The sequence below is a fragment of the Ensifer sp. ENS02 genome, assembly GCF_014851885.1.
Lineage (GTDB): Bacteria > Pseudomonadota > Alphaproteobacteria > Rhizobiales > Rhizobiaceae > Ensifer > Ensifer adhaerens.
Window position 1 is genome coordinate 17463 of record NZ_JACVAO010000010.1, and the last position, 16144, is coordinate 33606.

General features: G+C 64.1%; 13 protein-coding genes. 3 read left to right on the forward strand and 10 right to left on the reverse strand.

Features of this window, described 5'->3' with window-relative positions; genetic code table 11:
- Positions 1-45: 45 nt before the first annotated feature.
- The 10 genes from IB262_RS21630 to IB262_RS21675 form a co-directional block, all read right to left on the reverse strand.
- Positions 46-1299, reverse strand: coding sequence for a Zn-dependent hydrolase (locus tag IB262_RS21630; RefSeq protein ID WP_234798800.1), 1254 nt, complete (start codon positions 1297-1299; stop codon positions 46-48).
- The gene (locus tag IB262_RS21635; protein ID WP_192493770.1) at positions 1296-1826 is read right to left on the reverse strand and encodes an L-2-amino-thiazoline-4-carboxylic acid hydrolase; all 531 of its coding nucleotides are present in this window, start codon (positions 1824-1826) and stop codon (positions 1296-1298) included. Before IB262_RS21635 ends, IB262_RS21630 begins: the two co-directional genes overlap by 4 nt.
- A gap of 204 nt (positions 1827-2030) precedes the next feature.
- A complete protein-coding gene (locus IB262_RS21640; protein ID WP_234798801.1) occupies positions 2031-4586 on the reverse strand; it encodes a spermidine synthase in 2556 nt (851 codons plus the stop codon).
- Positions 4587-4654: 68 nt separating this feature from the next.
- Entirely contained in the window at positions 4655-6199 is a 1545-nt protein-coding gene (locus IB262_RS21645) for an arylsulfatase (protein WP_060530365.1), read from the reverse strand.
- Between the two features lie 234 nt (positions 6200-6433).
- Positions 6434-7822: a hypothetical protein gene (locus IB262_RS21650; protein ID WP_348646923.1), complete on the reverse strand. Its 1389-nt coding sequence runs from the start codon at positions 7820-7822 to the stop codon at positions 6434-6436.
- The gene (locus IB262_RS21655; RefSeq protein ID WP_192493771.1) at positions 7819-9390 is read right to left on the reverse strand and encodes a VWA domain-containing protein; all 1572 of its coding nucleotides are present in this window, start codon (positions 9388-9390) and stop codon (positions 7819-7821) included. The genes IB262_RS21650 and IB262_RS21655 overlap by 4 nt, the downstream gene beginning before the upstream one ends.
- Positions 9387-10391, reverse strand: coding sequence for a VWA domain-containing protein (locus tag IB262_RS21660; RefSeq protein ID WP_034799141.1), 1005 nt, complete (start codon positions 10389-10391; stop codon positions 9387-9389). Before IB262_RS21660 ends, IB262_RS21655 begins: the two co-directional genes overlap by 4 nt.
- Positions 10378-10905 carry a DUF4381 domain-containing protein gene (locus IB262_RS21665; protein ID WP_244546746.1) on the reverse strand — a complete coding sequence of 176 codons (528 nt, stop codon included), beginning with the start codon at positions 10903-10905 and terminating at the stop codon, positions 10378-10380. Before IB262_RS21665 ends, IB262_RS21660 begins: the two co-directional genes overlap by 14 nt.
- Entirely contained in the window at positions 10905-11900 is a 996-nt protein-coding gene (locus tag IB262_RS21670; protein WP_090296032.1) for a DUF58 domain-containing protein, read from the reverse strand. The genes IB262_RS21665 and IB262_RS21670 overlap by 1 nt, the downstream gene beginning before the upstream one ends.
- Before the next feature lie 16 nt (positions 11901-11916).
- Positions 11917-12888 (reverse strand): MoxR family ATPase, encoded by a 972-nt coding sequence (locus IB262_RS21675; RefSeq protein WP_192493821.1) that lies wholly within the window; start codon positions 12886-12888, stop codon positions 11917-11919.
- Positions 12889-13165: 277 nt separating this feature from the next.
- Between IB262_RS21675 and IB262_RS21680 the strand changes: the two genes are divergently transcribed.
- The 3 genes from IB262_RS21680 to IB262_RS21690 all read left to right on the forward strand — a co-directional run bounded on the left by IB262_RS21680 (position 13166) and on the right by IB262_RS21690 (position 15948).
- Positions 13166-14131: a formylglycine-generating enzyme family protein gene (locus IB262_RS21680; RefSeq protein WP_082573032.1), complete on the forward strand. Its 966-nt coding sequence runs from the start codon at positions 13166-13168 to the stop codon at positions 14129-14131.
- A gap of 41 nt (positions 14132-14172) precedes the next feature.
- Positions 14173-15240 carry an HAD family hydrolase gene (locus IB262_RS21685; protein WP_348272619.1) on the forward strand — a complete coding sequence of 356 codons (1068 nt, stop codon included), beginning with the start codon at positions 14173-14175 and terminating at the stop codon, positions 15238-15240.
- A gap of 447 nt (positions 15241-15687) precedes the next feature.
- On the forward strand, positions 15688-15948 hold the full coding sequence (locus tag IB262_RS21690; RefSeq protein WP_034799152.1) for a hypothetical protein: 261 nt from the start codon (positions 15688-15690) through the stop codon (positions 15946-15948).
- Positions 15949-16144: the final 196 nt, after the last annotated feature.

Here is a 16144-nt window from a genome sequence, read left to right on the forward strand (position 1 = left end):
AACACCCACGGCAGATATCCTGCCGTGGGTGTTTTGTCTTGATGATTAGCGGCGGTCGATTTCCAGAATGGTCTGGAACAGCACTTCTGCGCCGCGGGCGCATTCCTCGGGCGCGGTATATTCCGCCTCGTTGTGCGAGAGCCCGTCCTTGGATGGCACAAAGATCATGGCAGTCGGGGTGATTGTCGCGATATGGGCGGCATCATGCCCGGCGCCGGAGACCATGTCGGTCGCCGAATAGCCGAGCGCTTCCGTGCTGGCGCGCACGGCGTTCACGATCGCCGGATCGAAAACGACAGGCGCCTTCGACCAGATGTGGTTCAAGGCGACACCTGGCCCAGTCTTGCAGACAGCGTCTTCAAGGGCCGCTTGCATCTGATTGAGCCCCGTCTCGGAAAGATGGCGCATGTCGATCTGGAGCCGAACGGAACCGGGCACGACATTGCGCGAATTCGGCCCCACCTCGACGAAACCGACAGTGCCGACACCCGGCGGGTTTTGACGGGCGATGTCGCGGACGGCAAGGACGATTTCGGCCGCCGCAACAAGTGCATCGTCGCGCTGCGCCATCGGCGTGCTGCCCGCATGCGCCTCCGTGCCCGTGATGGTGACATCGAACCAGCGCAGCCCTTGGATGCCCGTGACGACACCGACCTCGGTCGCCGACGCTTCGAGCAGCGGCCCCTGCTCGATATGGAGCTCGACATAGGCGGCAAAGGAAGCCGGATCGATCTTGGCCTTGCCGCGATAGCCGATCGCATCGAGCGCCGAACCGACCGTGACACCTTCGCGGTCGGTGCGCGCCTGGGCGTCATCGAGCGCCAGCGCGCCGGCAAAGACGCCGGAGCCCAGCATTGCCGGCGAGAAGCGGGAGCCTTCCTCGTTCGTCCAGTTGACGACCACGAGCGGATGGCGAAGCCGGGTGGCGCTTTCCTTGAGGGTGCGCAGGATTTCGACACCGGCGAGCACGCCGAGGATGCCGTCGAAGCGGCCGCCCTGCGGCTGGGTATCGAGATGGCTGCCGACGGCGATCGCCGGCAGCGACATGTCCTCGCCGGCATAGGTCGCAAAGATGTTGCCGATGGGGTCAATCTCGACCGTGCAGCCGAGCGCGCGGCATTCCGCGACATACCAGTCGCGGACTTCACGATCCTCCTCGGTCAATGTCAGCCGCGTGACCCCGCCCTTGTCCGCAGCACCGAAGCGCGCGGTCGAGACGATGTCGGCCCACAGCCGGTCGCCGCTTGTCGCCGGCGTGTTGATGCGGCTGGTTTCGCTGCGCATGGCTTCGGCGCTCATTTCTGCTGCTCCGGCGCGTCCTTGTTGAGCCGATAGCGGAAATCGCAATGGGAGGCGCCCTGCATTACAGTCTGGGTGCGCTCCAGCGTGATGCGCGAGTCGTAGCCGGTGCAGAAGACGCCGTCGCGGTTGCAGGACAGCAGGTGTCCGATATGGCCGAGGCCCATCTCGCGATAGGTCTCGGCGTAGCGACAGCGCTTGACGTTGTAGTGGAATTCCTCGTCCGTCGCCTTGGTGACCTCGATGACCAGCGCGTCGTCCTGGGTCCAGAGATCCTGAAGTTCCTGGAAGGTGCGCAGGTTGGTGCCGCCGGGTGTCTTGGCGGCAAAGGTCCGGCCCGCCTCGATCGCGGCCTTGGTGATCGCCTTGTCGAGGATCGCCTGGGCGCGCTCCTCGCCGATCTCCTCGCGCATCGCCTCATAGATTGGCGCGATGATGCCGGCCTCGATGCGGCGGCGCGCGAGAATTCCGATCTCGCCATCCATCGCGACGCGCGAGTCGGCGTTTTGATTGTCCGTCTTTTCCATGCAATGCCTCCCTGTCTGCCTAGGGGCAGAAGAACAGGGGCAGTTTACTACGCTGTCGATGCTTCCGTGTTGCAAATCCGTACCGGAACGATCGAATGCTGTGCAAATATTTTGCGCCAATCTCCGACCGCGCAGGAATCATTCCCGCTTTTTGGGGAATATGCATAGCCGCGTGGTGTAGCGCCCGGAATCGGCGCTGTGCCGTCAGCGCTCGCTGCTTGAAACGAACCAGCGGTAATAGGGATTGGTCGGCTCTACGCGCATCAGCAATTCCATGTCGCGCGCCCACTCGTCGCGGTAGCCGGCATAGGCATTCAGCGAGGCCTGGTAGAACAGCATCAGCCGGTTGTGGGCATCCGTCACGGATTTGTCGAACGCCGGGTCCGCGCCGAGAAGCGGAGCCTTGCTGCGGAGGGCAACCAGGGCCGGCAGCGTGCGCTGCAACTCGTCGGGGCGAACCCAGCTTGCATATTCGATCCGCGGTTGGTCGTCGGTGACCGGCAGGGCCGAACCGGCATAGCGCTCCAACCCGGTGCGATCGGACATCCAGGTCGCGAGCAGGTCGGCCGGTCCGGAAATGCCGACGTCGCGAAGCGCTGCTGCAAGCGTCGGGTCGGCGAGCCGGGCGGCAATGCGGGAAGCGTCAAGCTCCTGCGGCTCAATGGAGCCAATGAGCAGCATCTCGTGCAGTTCGGTCGACCAGAGCGTCGCATGCGGGAAACTGTCGAGGAAGCTGCGCACGAGCGCGCGGGTGTCCTCGTCGTTCTGAGTGGCGATCGGCAGCCATTGCGCGACAAGCCCGTTCGGCGCGAGGCGCTCACGCGCCAGGCGATAGAAGTCGGACGAGTAGAGGTTGACCACGCCGGCGGCCGAGGGCGGCGGCGGTTCGAGCGTGATCAGATCGTAGCGGGATTGGCTCCGCATCAGTTCGCGCCGGCCGTCGGCTACGCGCACGTCGAGACGGCTATCGCCAGCCGCATTGAAGTTGCCGGCAAAGAGCGTCGAGGCGCGGGCGACCGAGGGCAGGAGTTCGGCGGCAACGCGCCGGTCGAGGCCGGGATAGGCGAGCAGCGCACCGGCGGTGATGCCGGTACCGAGACCGATGACCAGAGCCGATTTCGGCTCGCCCTTGTGGATGACGAGCGGCAGTAGCGCCTGCAGCCGCATGTAGCGCAGCGACGGCATGGCATCGCCGGTGTTGGAAACGCCCTGGATGTAAAGGCGGCGGAAACGGCGGTCGGGCTGCCCCTGTTCGATGACGGCGACGGTGGCGCCGAGACCCTCTTCATAGGAAACGATCGTGCCATTGCCGCGCGAAAGGTTGAGCAGGCTCGCCAGCCGATCCGACGGCACGATGACGGCGATCAGCACGGTGAGGGTGCCGAGAGCCGGTGCGAGTAGCCGCCGGCCCATCCAGCCGCCCTGTCCGCGACTGACGGCGACGAGCCCGATTGCGGCTGCGGCAATGGCGAGGACGGAAAAACTTCTGACGATACCGAGAGACGGGATCAGCACAAAGCCGGTCAGAAGCGTGCCGAAAATGCCGCCGAGCGTGTTCAAGGCAAGAACCCGGCCGGTGTCGCGGCCGGCGTGTTCAGGGTCGACGGCGAGCCCGAGGGCGACCGGGAAGGCGGCGCCGAGGATCAGCGTCGGGATAAAGACGATCGTCAGTGCGGCGACGAGGAAGCGCGCGCACATGCCGGCAAAGATGCTACCGGTGACGTCGGCGACGGCGGCCTCAGCGCTGGTCTGCAGCGCCGTCAGCCAGGGGCCAAGCAGCGCAAGTTCGGCGAGCGCCACCAGGCCGGCGAGCGTGATCAACAAGCCGAAGGCCCCCCAGGGGTCGGACAGGCGCTCGCTCCGGCGCGCAAAAAGGGCGGCGCCGAGGGCAAGGCCAGAAAGATAGGTGGCAAGCACCACGGAAAAGGCGAAGGAGCGGGTGGAGATGAACTGCACGATCGCCTGCGACCAGGCCACTTCATAGCCAAGGGCGATACCGCCGGCGATGGCATAGAGGACAAGCGCCAGCCGCGAACCGTTAGCGCTACGCGTTTCCCCAGGGAGTGTCCCTTGAACAGGTTCCCGGGCGATAGGCACATTCAGGGAAAGCGCGATCGCTGCGGCGACAAGGCCGAGCCCCGCTGCCGCAAGCCCTGTCGCCTGAACGCCGAGGGCGGGAATGAGAACGAAAGAGACCGCCAGGCACCCGGCGATCGCGCCGAGCGTATTGGCGGCATAGAGCCTGCCGCCCTTCGCGGCGACGCTGCCTGCTGAGGCGTTTAGCGCCCGCAGCAGGACCGGCAGGGTGCCACCCATCAGGAAGGCTGGCGTCGCCACGATCAGGACCAGCAGGGCCCAGGCGGCGAGCGGGCTGGTGCCCTCAATCGCGACGAAGACCGGCGCGATTCTGGAAAGTATGAAGGTGACGCCGGCGCCGAGTATGGCGACCCCGGTTTCAAGCAGGGCATAGAGGCGGAGCGGCTGGCGGGAACGGTCGCCGGCACGGCCAAGGACAAAACTGCCGAGCGCAAGGCCGAGGAAGAAGGCGCTGACCCCGGTGCTGACCGCATAGACATCGACGCCGGTGACCAGCGAAAGCTGCTTGATCCAGAGAACTTGGAAGACCAGAGCGGCGGTGCCGGAGAGGAAGAGCAGGAATGCCGCGGCTGCCGGAGCGATGTGCGTCCGCTTTGCCGCCGAGGTGCCCTCATTCGACTCCTCGAAAATCACCGATCGAGCGGGCGGAACGGTCTTCGTCATTGCGGCACGCCATCTCTTAACAAAGGCAGGAAGAGAAGGCGGCACACCAGGCGCCGCCTTCGAGAGTGTTATTGGGCAGGTTGGGACTTCGCCAGGATCTCGTCGATCTTCTGGTGCACGCTTTCTTCGATCTGATCGACCGAGAAGCTTGCCGGCTTCTGGCTTGGCGGATACTCGATGAAGGTTTCGAGGAACGCGGCGGATTTCCCGACCGCTTGGGCGAAGAGATAGGCATTTTTCGTTCGCCAGTCGTTGTATTGATCGGAGACGATGTCCGCCCGCTCATAGGGGTCCATCCGCAGGTTGAAGATCTTCGGTGCGCGCAGGCAGGTGAAGGGATCCTGCCAGACGTCGAAACCTCCCGGCTTGCGCATTTCGCAGTAGACGGCTTTCCAGTTGTCCCAGCGCATGCCGACGAGCTTGGCGTCGTCGTTGAAGTAGAAGAACTCCTTGCGTGCGCTCTTTGGCTGCTCGCCGGTGAGGTAGGGCAACTGGTTGTAGCCGTCGAGATGAACCTTGAATGTCTTGCCGTCGAGGTCGGTACCCTTCAGCAGACGTTCCTTGATGTCCTTGTCGCCGGCGGCAGCCAAAAGCGTCGGGAACCAGTCGAGACCCGAGAACATCTCGTTGGAAACGCCCGGCTTGATCTTGCCGGGCCAGCGGATCATTGCCGGTACCCGGAAGGCGCCTTCCCAGTTCGAGTCCTTTTCGCTGCGGAACGGCGTGGTCGCCGCATCCGGCCAGGAGAACTGGTTGGGGCCGTTGTCGGTCGTGTAGACGACGATGGTGTTGTCGGCGATCTTGAGCTCGTCGAGCAGGTCCAGCAGTTTACCGACGTCCCCGTCATGCTCGATCATGCCGTCGGCATAGTCGTTGCCGGGCATTCCGCTCTGGCCCTTGTACTGGTCGCGCACATGCGTGAACAGATGCATGCGTGTCGTGTTCATCCAGGTGAAGAACGGCTTCTTTGCATCCGTCTGCTTCTTGATGAAGTCCATTGCCGCCGCGGTCGTCTCGTCGTCGATGGTCTCCATGCGCTTGGAATTGAGCGCTCCGGTGTCCTCGACCTTGCCGTCGGCGAAGGAGTGCAGCACGCCGCGTGGGGCATAGGACTTGAGGAAAGCCGGATCGTCCTTCGGCCAGTATGGGCGTTCCGGTTCTTCTTCGGCATTCAGGTGATAAAGGTTGCCGAAGAACTCGTCGAAGCCGTGTGCCGTCGGCAGGAAACGGTCCTGGTCGCCGAGGTGGTTCTTGCCGAACTGACCGGTGGCATAACCCTGGGCTTTCAGCGCCTGGGCGATCGTCACGTCGCGGTCCTGGAGTCCGACCGGAGCGCCGGGAACGCCCACCTTGGACATGCCGGTGCGCAGCACGGTCTGGCCGGTGATGAAGGTAGAGCGGCCGGCGGTGCAGCTGTTTTCGGCGTAGTAATCGGTGAACATCATGCCGTCGTGCGCGATCCGGTCGATATTCGGTGTCTTGTAGCCGACGACACCGAAGGAATAGGCGCTGATATTGGTCTGGCCGATATCGTCGCCAAAGATGACGAGGATGTTGGGCTTGGCGGCATCCTGCGCGAAGGCCGGCAGCGCGGAGGCGGAAATCGACGACATAAGCACGGTGCCGGCGAGCGCCAGCGCTTTCGGTTTCGCGGCATGCCCGATGGTACACGCGGCGAGCCGGCCAAGCCGGTTTTTCAGATCGATACTCATCTCATGTCTCCCTGAGGCAGCAAGCAATCGCTCTCGGAATGCAGGCAAAGTTTCGGATTTACCGATTCAACTTCTACCGGCGGGTGTCCGCGGGTAAGTACGTAACAGTTACGAAGGTCGGCGACGGCGGGTAAATCAGGTCCGGCCCACGGCTCCGAAGCGCCTTGGCGGCGCGGCCTCCAGACCGGGATTAAGATCGGGCAAGTCCGATGTCGGGCCGCCGCCATCGGCGGAGGTTTCCGCCAGCCAGCGCTGTCTCGCCACGTTCAGACCGCTGCGTAACCGCAGGAGATCTGGCCCGCCCTGATGGGAGCTGCTGCTGCCATAGCGGCTGCGGCGATAATCGGCAAAAGCGTCTGCCGTCGCCGGGTCGGCGAAGCTGTCGAGCCAGCGCGAGAGCGGCGTGTTGCCAGTCCGGCGTGACCAATGGTCGAGCGCCGTCTCCAGCCGCGTGGGGTCGTGATCCCGACAGGCGTCGAGCACGTGGCGAAATGCCGTGGCCTCGGATTGCGCCCTCTGCTCGAGCGCGGTTTCCAGCCAGGTTTCGAGGCGACCGAACAGATTGGCGGCCAACTGGATAAGCGCCGCGAGAGCGGCGATCGATGCCGCGACGCCGAGCCACCACAACCAGTCGAAAGGTTCCTCAGCGGGCGGCGGCGCAGGCGGGGCGAGTGCGGGCGCAGCCGTTGGGGCAGCGTTGACGCTGACGGTCACGCCGCTCGCCTCGGCCGTCTGCATCGATCCGCTCGCCGGGTCGAACCAGGGCAGGCTGATCGCTGGAAGCGCGTAGGTGCCGGGCTTTGCAAAGACGTAGGTTGCCACGTCCTTGCGCAGTCCCGCCGTGATATCCCCGCGTGACGTGCGCTCCTCCGAAAGCACCGGATCGTGCCGGTAAAGCTGCACGTCCGCCGGGGCGTCGAAGGTCGGTTCGGGGATCATCATCGGCGCCAGGCCGGCGGCGCGGATGGTGATGGTCCGCACCAGGGCATCGCCTGCCTTTAGCCCCGCGGGATCCCGGTCGAAAGACTGGGTGAGGGTGATTTCTCCGGCGGTGACGCCGGCCTCTCCACCTGCGCCTTGCGGAACGGCTTCGACCGTGAACTTGAGCGAAGGCAACGTCACCTGACCCTTGCTCATCTGGCCGGGTACGGCGGCATAGCCGAACGGAATGATGGCGGGCGGCAGCACGTAGTCGCCTGCCGCCTGTGGGTTGATCGCGTAGGATTTGCGGATGCCTGAGAAGGCCTCGCCGTTGACGGTCTCGTTGAGGTTCATGCCGCGTTCGTCGGGCATGGTGACGACAGTGCCGGGAAGATCGAACAGAGGAAACTGCGGCGGCGAAAGGAAGTAGTTCGGCACGAAGACGTCGACGTCGACCTCGATCTGCTGGCCGGCATAAATCGGCGCCTTGGTCGTGAGCGTCGCGCGGGCAAAGGGATCGGCGGCGAAGGCCGTGCCTGCAAGCCAAAGCGACAGGCCGAGGAGCCAGATGATCAGCCGCGGCAGGGCGGCGAGGGCTGTCACGGGGCCGCCTCCTTTGCTTCGATCGCAAATTTTCGTGCCAGCAGGTCGGCCGGCGACACCTGGATGTTGCGCATCCACATGTCGGCCGTCTGCGGTCCGCCCTGAACGGTCGCTTCCGTTCCCTTCTTGCCCTTGTCGTCGAACTGGGCCTGGTCCGGGTCAATGCCCGCCTGTTCCTGCTGTGCGTCCTGTTCCTGCTTGTCCTTGTCGGCCTTGCGCTTTTTGGCGATCTCGAGGTTCTTTTGGGCGTCGGTCCAGTCGGGGCGGCGCTTTAGCGCCTGCTCGTAGGCGGCGATCGCCTCCTCGGCCTTGTCGAGGTGCAGGAGGGCATTGCCCTGATTGTAGTAGCTTTCCGCCGTATCGCTCTCGGCAAAGGCGTCGATCGCATCCTGGAAACGGCCGGCGCGGTAGAGCGCTGCGCCGCGCCAGGCGGGATCCGCGAACGTTTCAGAGGCCCCCTGGAAATCGCCCTGTTCGAAGGCGCGACGGCCCTGCTGGTCCGGAGTGAGCCAGAGGTCGATAAAGCGATTGTCCGCCGCCTCCACCCGTTCGCTGCCCATGAGCGAAGTGGCCGCGAGCAGATAGACCGCCCAGCGTATGGTCCAGCCGCGTCGGAACCAGAAGAGGCCGAAGACGGCAATCGGAATCGTCAGCCACCAGCCGAGATCGTGCCAGCGCGTCAGCCCTTCGGCCGTCTTCGCTGCAAAATTCGTCTGGATGCGCCTGATGATCCAGCTGACGTCGGCGTCGTCGGATGTGATCGACGCCACCTCGGCCTTGGATGCGGACTGCAGCGCCTTGAGGCCGTCGACATCGAGCTTCGCCCTGACATGCGCGCCGGTGGCGTCGGTCAGGAACCCGCCGTCCGCCGTCTTGACCGGACCGCCTTCTGCCGTGCCGATGCCGAGCACCATCAGCGAGTTGCGCCCCTGATACCCACCGAAGGCCGGGAAGGCGGAACGCTCGACGCCGTCGGTCATGAACAGGATGGTGCCAGGCACCGTTTCGTTGGCGAGCGCTTTTTCGACCTCCTGCAGGGCCTTGGCTGTGTCCTTACCCTCAACGGGCATGATCTGCGGCGACAGCGCGGCGAGGTAGGATTTGACCAGCGCGGCATCGTCGCTGAGCGGCAGCACCATGTGGGCGGAGCCGGCATAGGCGAACAACGCGGTGCGCGAGCCTTTCCTCCTGTCGAGAATGTCCTGGACCTTCAATTTGGCGCGTTCGAGCCGCGTCGGCGAAACATCGGTCGCGTTCATCGTCGGGTTGAGGTCGATGGCGATTGCCAGAGGTGCGGTGTCCTCGACGAAGGGCGGCCGTTCACGCTGCCAGGTCGGGCCAGCGGCTGCGATCGCCGCAACGGCGATCAGTGCGGCGGTGACGTGCACCGGCTGGAAGCGCCGTTTCCCGCCCTTGTCGATCAGCAGGTGATCGAGCAGATGCGGTGCGATCATGTCCTGCCACTGCGAGCGGACATCGCCGCGCCGGGTAACGAGGTAGATCAGCAGCGGGACGGCGGCGAGGGCCAGCAGCCACAGCGGCCGCAGAAAGTGAAAATCCGCGATCATGGCGCTGCCTCCCGGCGCTGACGCCGGTCGCCGAGCGAGGATAGGAGCCACATGACGGCGTGATAGGCGAGCACCAGCAGGAGTGCCGCACCCAGCGGATAGTAGAACAGCTCGATGCGCGGCCGCCAGGAGAGCGTCTTCTGGTTTGCCGGCGTCAACTGGTCGAGCAATTGGTAGATGTTCTGCAGACCGGCCTGATCCTGGCCGAAGAAGTAGCGCCCCTTCGTCGCTTCGGCGATCTGCTGGAGTGCCGCCGTGTCGAGCTTCTGTTCTCCTTGAGCATTGGGATCGCCGATGCCGACCGTGTGGATCACCACCTTTCGCTCGGCGGCGATGCCGGCGGCCTTGTCGGGCGGCATCTTGCTGGCGGTGTCGTTGCCGTCGGTCAAGAGGATCATCACCTTGTCCGGCGCGGTGCTGGCGTCGAACATCTTGATCGCCAGCCCGATCGCATCACCGACGGCGGTGCGGGGACCGGCCATGCCCGGCAGGCTGTCGGCCAGCATCAGCTTGACGGTCTTGTGGTCGAGCGTGAACGGCACCAGCGGATAGGGGGCATCGCCAAAGGCGATCAGGCCCAACCGGTCATTGGGCCGACGGTCGATGAAGTCGGCGACCACCGCGTGCACCGCTTCGGCGCGGGTCTGCAGGTTGCCGGCAGGATCGCGAAAATCGCGCGTGTCCATCGACTGTGACAGATCGATCGCCAACATCAGGTCGCGCTGCGGTTCGACCTTCTCGATCGGCGGCTCGACATATTGCGGCCGCGCCAGCGCCAGCACGATCAGCGTCCAGCAGATGGGTGCGATCACCTTCTGGCCGAGATTGGTTCTCGGAACGACGGAGCCTTCGGTCGGACCGAGATTGGCCGCCGCGGTGATGTCCTTGAAGAACGGCACCCTGACGGCGGCCGACTGCTCGCGGTATGGCGGAAGCAGCCACCAGACAAGGAAGGGCAACGGCAGAAGGATCAGTGCCCAGGCGTGGTCAAGCACGTACATGATGCGCCTCGATCCAGCGCCGCGCTGCCGCGATATAGGCCTTTGCCTCAGCCTCCGGAATCGCGGCGAGCGCCTGGCTGCCACGATACTCGGCTTCCTCGAAAAAACGCGCAGAGGCGATCGGAAAGACGGGGCCGCCGGAATGAGCGTCGAGATACTTTGTCCAGCCGGTGCCGTGCAGGCCGGCAATGGCTTCGCGTGGCCAGATCGAGAGCGCGGTCCGCTTTAAAAGGACAGGCAGGGCAACGAGCGCCTCGCCACGCGATCCGGTGGCGGTCAATCCGGCTTCTATCTTTCTGAGGTCGGCGAGCGCTTCGCGGCGGTAGCTGTTGGCCTCCCAGCGCCGGTACCAGCGCCAGCAGGCAAAGGCCGCCATGAGGAGGACAATGCAGCCGAGCACCACCCATGCCGGGGTCTGGGGCATCATCGAGACAGGTTGCGGCAAGGCGATATCCGCGAGCTGCCGAAGGGCGGTGTCGAGCATCGGATCTTTCGGAGGTGCCGCCGTCGCCATCATCGCCTCCGCTGCCGGCTGGCGAGTTGGCCGAGCATGGTGCGCAGCTGCGGCGCCACCTCTTCCGCCGCAGAGATCGGCAGCATGGGCAGGCCGAGCTCCTCCTGCCAGGCGCGCAGCGCTCGCCCGCGCTTGCGGGCAAAGCTGTCGATCGCCTCGCGCACATTGCCATGGCCGAACTGCACTTCGGCCTGAAGCAGCCCGCCGCTAAAGACGATATCGCCCTTGCGCGGCAGTTCGAGCAGGAAGGGATCGTAGATCAGAACGCAGATCACATCGTTGTGGGCCGAAAGCTTCAAAAGCATGTCGCGGGTTTCGAGGCTGTAGCCGTCGAAGTCGCTGACGACGATGATCAGGTGATCGTGCCGGGCGATGTTGGCGACGGTCGTCAGCACGACGTCGAGCTGCTCGGCCCCATGCGGCGCCTGCGAACCGGCCTGCAGTGCGGTATTGTGGCGAACGATGCTGTCGGCGAGCCGGATCACCGCTTCGCGGCTGCGGTATGGGCGCGTTTCGGTCACCTCCTCGTCGCCGAAGACGAAGCCGCCGACACGGTCGCCAAGGGCCAGCACGCGCCAGGCGGAGAGCGCTGCCACTTCCGCCGCGGCGACCGACTTCATCGCGCGGCGGCTGCCGAAGAACATGTTGATGCGCTGGTCGACGACAATGAGGGCCGGCCGGTCCTTCTCTTCGTCATAGACGCGGACGACCGGCTTGCCGGTGCGCGCCGTCACGCGCCAGTCGATGGCGCGGATGTCGTCGCCGGGCAGGTAGTTGCGTAGTTCCTCGAAGGAAAGTCCGCGGCCGCGCATGCGTGATTCGTGACGGCCGGCAAGCAGGCGGCGCACCGGCGCCTTGCGCAGGAACGTCAGGTCGCGGGCCATCGCTTCGAGACCGACAAGTGCGTCCACCGAGGTGTAGACGCCGGTGGTGTCGGCGGTGCGGGGCTTTATGATGCCGCGTGAGCGGGCGAGGGCCGGCAGGGATATGGCCATCGGCGAACCTCCATCCTCAGGCGACCGCGACGAGCTCGACGATGCGGTCGATCACCTGGTTGGCGGTGGTGCCGCCGGCATGCGCTTCGTAAGAGAGCACCAGGCGATGGCGAAAGACATCGTGCACGGTCGCCTGCACATCGTCGGGCGTGACGAAATCGCGGCCGTTCAGCCAGGCGTGCGCCCGCGAAACCTTATCGAGGCCGATGACGCCGCGTGGGCTCACGCCGACCTGAAGCCACTTGGCCAGATCCTTGTCGACCTTGTCGGGATAACGTGTCGCCATCACCAGCGCGACGATGTAGTTCTCGATCGCTTCGGAAACGGTGATCGCCGATATTTCCTTGCGTGCGGCAAAGACCGCGTCCTGGGCAAGCTTCTCCGTCGCATGATTGTTGGACTTGGCGTTGGGTTCCTCCGAGCGCACGAGCCGCATGATGTCTGCCTCTGAGGCTGCGTCCGGATAATCCACCTGGATGTGCATGAGGAAGCGGTCCAGTTGCGCTTCGGGAAGCGGATAGGTGCCTTCCTGCTCGATCGGGTTCTGGGTCGCCATGACCAGGAACAGATCGGGCAGCACATGGCTCTTGCCGCCGATCGTGACCTGGCGTTCCTCCATCGCCTCGAGCAGCGCCGATTGCACCTTGGCCGGCGCCCGGTTCACCTCGTCGGCGAGGATGAGATTGGCGAAGATCGGCCCTTCCTGGAACTGGAACGCGCCCTTGCCGCCCTCGGAAAAATAGATCTCGGACCCCGTGATGTCGGCGGGCAAGAGGTCGGGTGTGAACTGGATGCGCGAAAGCTCCGCATCGAGGTTTTTGGCCATGCTCTTGATCGCTCGGGTTTTCGCAAGTCCGGGCAGGCCCTCGACCAGCAGATGGCCGTTGCTGAGCAGCCCCAGCAGCAAGCGCTCGATCATGCCCTCCTGGCCGATGATCGCTTCGCCGATGCGCTTGCCGAGTTGCTGGATATCGTCGCGTGCACCCATGAAGTCCTGCTCCCTTGCCCCGCCGGCAACATCAGTCGTCATGAACTTTCGCGAGAGCTTATTGTTAAATCAGGCCAATTGGAAAGAACGTAACAGTAACGAAGGCCTGAGCGGCGATGGCGGATACCTCTTGTGGCACGCGGCCTGCGCCCCGAGGGCTTTGGGCGATTGCGTAACGGTTACGTACTTTGGGCAGCGGGCATTTGGCGCTAACGTGTGCAGACCGTCCGCGCGCGTGCTAGCCGACGGTGCCAAGGGAGATCAGAGCCACATGCAAATGTCCCCGAAAATGCCCCTTGTCGACGAAACGCCCGCGGCGATCAGCGCCCGCGAGCAAATCTGGATCGAGGGCGGGACCTTTCTCATGGGTTCGGACAAGCACTATCCGGAGGAAGCGCCGGCCCATCCGGTGAAAGTTGACGGCTTCTGGATCGACGTCACGCCCGTTACCAACCGGCAGTTCGCCGCCTTCGTCGAGGCGACCGGCTACGTGACCGAGGCGGAGAAGACGCCCGATCCGAAGGACTATCCGGGCGCGCTTCCGGAAATGATGCGGGCGGGTTCAGTGATCTTCGACCCGCCGAAGCGGGTGACCAGCAACAGTCCTTCGCAATGGTGGAACTTCAAGTTCGGCGCCGACTGGCGGCGGCCCTATGGGCGGCAGAGCAACATCCGCGGCAAACTCGACCATCCGGTGGTGCAGGTCTCCTACCTCGACGCCAAGGCCTATGCCGCCTGGGCGGGAAAGGACCTGCCGACGGAGGCCGAATGGGAGTTCGCCGCGAAAGGCGGGCTCGAAGGCGCGGAATTTGCCTGGGGGGACGAACTGGTGCCCGAGGGACGTTTCATGGCAAACACCTGGCACGGCATGTTTCCGACGGAAAACCTGAAGCCCGACGGCTTCGAGCGGACCTCGCCGGTCGCGAGCTTTCCCGCCAATGGCTACGGCCTCTACGACATGATCGGCAATACCTGGGAATGGACCAGCGACTACTGGTCCACCCGCCACCCTGCGCCGGCGCAAAAGAGCTGCTGCATACCCGCCAATCCGCGGGGCGGGGACCGGGAAGCGAGTTTCGATCCGCGGCAGCCGACGATCCATATCGCCCGTCGCGTCGTGAAGGGCGGATCCCATCTCTGCGCGCCTAACTATTGCCGTCGGTATCGTCCGGCGGCGCGTCACGCGCACGAGGAAAACGCGGCGACGACCCATATTGGGTTCCGTTGCATTCGGCGGCCCTGATCCGGCCGGAGGACTTGAAAACCGTTCCGCCAGGAGGATGGATGATGACGGCAACAGCGATGCGTTTGGGGTTCGTGATGGACGAAAGGGCTTGCAAACCGCGGCTTCGCGCAAGGCTCGCTGGCCTGCTGCTCGCGTTCGTTGCGGCCTTCGCCTCACCTGTTGCCCTTGTGGCGGCCGATGCGCCGGCCGACATTCTGCCCTCGTGGAACGATGGGGAGGCGAAAAACGAGATCGTCGATTTCGTCACACGGGTCACCAGCGAGGGCAGCGCCGATTTCGTGGCGCCGGCAGAGCGGATCGCCGTCTTCGACAATGACGGCACGCTGTGGACCGAGCAGCCGAACTATTTCCAGGGCATGTTCGCCATCGACCGCGTCAAGGCGATGGCGCCCGAGCACCCCGAATGGAAGGACAAGGAGCCTTTCGCATCGCTGCTGAAGGGGGACATGGCAGGCGTTGCCGCCGCCGGCGAAAAAGGCATCGTCGAGTTGGTCATGGCGACCCATGCCGGCATGACGACGGACGCGTTCACGAAAACGGTCACGGATTGGTTCGCGACCGCCCGGCATCCGCGCTTCGATCGCCCCTATAACGAGATCACCTTTCTGCCGATGCGCGAGTTGCTCGATTATCTCAGGGCAAGCGGCTTCAAGACCTATATCGTCTCGGGCGGCGGCATCGAATTCATGCGGCCGATGACCGAACAGATGTATGGGATCCCACCCGAGCAGGTGGTCGGCAGCAGCATCACGACGAAGTACGAACTCGACGGCGACGCGCCGGTGCTGATGCGGGAGCCCAAGATCGACTTCATCGACGACGGTGCCGGCAAGCCGGTCGGGATCAACACCTTTATCGGCCGCCGCCCGATCTTCGCTGCCGGTAATTCCGATGGCGACTATGAGATGCTGCGTTGGGTAACGGCGGGGTCCGGCCCGCGTTTCGGCATGATCGTTCACCATACGGACGGGGAGCGCGAATGGGCCTATGATCGGCAATCCCCTGTCGGCAAGCTGGACAAGGCGATGACCGAGGCCGAGCAGCGGAACTGGCTTCTGGTCGATATGAAGAACGACTGGCGCAAGATCTACGCCTTCGAAAAATAGGTGGCTGCACGGCTGGCGCCGTGCGCCTCAGCGATCGATGTCGGGGCGAGGGCCGAGTGCCAAGCGCGACTTTAGCGCGGGGCCGTGGTCGACTATCGTCGCGCGGACGATGGTGCTCTTGCTCGTCTTTCCCGCCGCGGAACATCTCTCAACACCGATCGCGATATCGCGTGTGCCGCCTGTGCGGCTGCTGACGGCCCGAATCATGGGATTCGAGGCGAAGATTGCCAAGGTGCCGGCAATCCGGACCAATGTTACTGTTACGTACTTCCGAAAATCGGCGTTCGTGCCACTTTTCGCTCAGGGGAGAGGTAAGCGAGGGTCGGATTGGCCACAAGCACCGACCGGCGAGCCGGCCCCCCGCCCGCAACGGTGTCTGGTCGTCGCTGACACCTTGGGGAATGCAAAGGCATGAGCATCGATTGTCGTTCAAACGGATGGTAACCCATGCCCAGCGCAGCCTCTCAACGGGGACTACTGAAGCTTATGCTCAGGCTGCCGGCTCTGCGCGGCCAGTTGCAATTGCTCTGTGCCAAGAACCAGTCCCTGGCAAGCCTCTGCGAAGCCTATGAGGAAGCGAGCTCTATGCTTGACCGGCAAAGGCGTCTCGCCCCTCTGGATCATTCGATGATCTCGGAGTATGAATTGATCTGTCGCGAGATCGAAGAAGAGGTCATTTCCGTCTGTATCGCCGATACGGGGACGTGAGCGTAGTCCGTTGTGATTAACAAATAGCTCGCTTGAGCTTGTCAGAGCGACGAAAACCCCACAAGAATTCTATGGGAATGATCGGGCGTTCCTGTTCCAACTTAAAATGATTCAATTCTTCGATGAAAATATTTTGTGACGGTGCGATATTCTTCTTTCCGCCACAGAAGCTCTCGTCTAGAGTTCGCCTCGCGTT

Coding starts and splice junctions, on each gene's coding strand:
- IB262_RS21630 (WP_234798800.1), bottom strand. CDS start 1,299: ATGAGCGCCGAAGCCATGCGCAGCGAAACCAGCCGCATCAACACGCCG.
- IB262_RS21635 (WP_192493770.1), bottom strand. CDS start 1,826: ATGGAAAAGACGGACAATCAAAACGCCGACTCGCGCGTCGCGATGGAT.
- IB262_RS21640 (WP_234798801.1), bottom strand. CDS start 4,586: ATGACGAAGACCGTTCCGCCCGCTCGATCGGTGATTTTCGAGGAGTCG.
- IB262_RS21645 (WP_060530365.1), bottom strand. CDS start 6,199: ATGTCGTCGATTTCCGCCTCCGCGCTGCCGGCCTTCGCGCAGGATGCC.
- IB262_RS21655 (WP_192493771.1), bottom strand. CDS start 9,390: ATGATCGCGGATTTTCACTTTCTGCGGCCGCTGTGGCTGCTGGCCCTC.
- IB262_RS21660 (WP_034799141.1), bottom strand. CDS start 10,391: ATGTACGTGCTTGACCACGCCTGGGCACTGATCCTTCTGCCGTTGCCC.
- IB262_RS21665 (WP_244546746.1), bottom strand. CDS start 10,905: ATGGCGACGGCGGCACCTCCGAAAGATCCGATGCTCGACACCGCCCTT.
- IB262_RS21670 (WP_090296032.1), bottom strand. CDS start 11,900: ATGGCCATATCCCTGCCGGCCCTCGCCCGCTCACGCGGCATCATAAAG.
- IB262_RS21675 (WP_192493821.1), bottom strand. CDS start 12,888: ATGGGTGCACGCGACGATATCCAGCAACTCGGCAAGCGCATCGGCGAA.
- IB262_RS21680 (WP_082573032.1), top strand. CDS start 13,166: ATGTCCCCGAAAATGCCCCTTGTCGACGAAACGCCCGCGGCGATCAGC.
- IB262_RS21685 (WP_348272619.1), top strand. CDS start 14,173: ATGATGACGGCAACAGCGATGCGTTTGGGGTTCGTGATGGACGAAAGG.
- IB262_RS21690 (WP_034799152.1), top strand. CDS start 15,688: ATGCCCAGCGCAGCCTCTCAACGGGGACTACTGAAGCTTATGCTCAGG.